Below are 1,175 nucleotides of genomic sequence, written 5' to 3'. Positions count from 1 at the left end.
CTGCCCTACGGCCGCTGCGGCAAAATCGTGTCCGTCCACCCTGCTGCCGGGTACACAGACAAAAAGCGCTCCCGGCCCTGCCTCGCGACTGTCAGTCACGGCCGCGGTCAGGACGGCGTTTTCCGCTTCGGGCAAGGTGATGGGCGATCCCAGACAAGTCGCCGCCTCATTTATGGTCAGGCGCACCGGAGTATCTCCCGCACCACTTCCTGATCGCTATAGTGGTGTTTGACGCCCTGAATAATCTGATAATCCTCATGCCCTTTGCCCGCAATAAGCAAAGCGTCCTTTTGGCCGAGCATGCCCAAAGCCCGGGATGTGGCCTGGCGGCGATCAACCTCGACCACCACCTCTCTGGCATTGGCAAGGCCAGGCAAAACATCCTTGAGGATGGCTTCCGGGTCTTCAAAACGCGGATTGTCCGAGGTCAGCACGGCCACGTCCGACCAGCGGGCCACAGCTTCGCCCATGACGGGTCTTTTGCTGCGGTCACGGTTGCCGCCGCAGCCGAAAACCGTGATCACGCGCTCAAAACCGGCATCACGCAAAGCTTTAAGAACATTCTCAAGCGCGTCGGGCGTGTGGGCGTAATCCACAAAAATATTAAGCCCCTGCGGATTTTCTACACGTTCCAGCCTGCCACTGACCCCCGTAAAGCTTTCCAAAGCCTTGAAGGCTTCGGGATCAATACCCATTTCCAGCGCCACGGCCTGCACTGCAAGCAGATTTGAGGCATTGAAGGCCCCCACAAGGGGTGAGCGCAGTTCCCACTGCATATCTTCAAGGCTCATGCGCAGATGGCAGCCTTTTGTGGTGGAAGAAAGCAGTTCTCCCCACAAATGCCGCCTGTTGGGCGCGCCCTTTTGCAGGCCGAAGGAAAGTGCCGTGGGACACAGTTCCAGCAGACGGCGGCCCCAGGCATCGTCGGCATTGACGGCCATTGACTTGTCCGCGCGCGGCAGCTCAAGAAAAAGCCTGGCCTTGGCCTGAAAATAGCTTTCCATATCCCTGTGGTAGTCAAGATGATCCTGACTCAGGTTGGTGAAGGCCGCGCCGGAAAAAGGCACGCCGCACACCCGCTGCTGGTCGATGGCGTGAGAGGAAACCTCCATCACGGCCACATCCACGCCGTCCCGGGCCATGGCGGCCAGCATGGCGTGCACGCTCAGGGCATC

Annotated in this window: 2 protein-coding genes; both read right to left on the bottom strand. The window is 59.6% G+C overall.

What is annotated here, in order from left to right; translation table 11 throughout:
• Positions 1 to 186 (bottom strand): Mur ligase domain-containing protein (locus V6C16_RS13815; protein WP_442886239.1); only part of this gene is annotated, 186 nt, incomplete at its 3' end.
• The coding region (locus V6C16_RS13810; RefSeq protein ID WP_333543500.1) for a UDP-N-acetylmuramoyl-L-alanyl-D-glutamate--2,6-diaminopimelate ligase at positions 177 to 1,175 on the bottom strand (999 nt) is incomplete at its 5' end. The genes V6C16_RS13810 and V6C16_RS13815, both read right to left, overlap by 10 nt.

The sequence above is a fragment of the Desulfovibrio sp. 1188_IL3213 genome, assembly GCF_036763145.1.
Classification (GTDB): Bacteria; Desulfobacterota; Desulfovibrionia; order Desulfovibrionales; family Desulfovibrionaceae; genus Desulfovibrio.
Note: the sequence above shows the minus strand (reverse complement) of the source record. Positions and strands in the feature narration are given on the sequence as shown.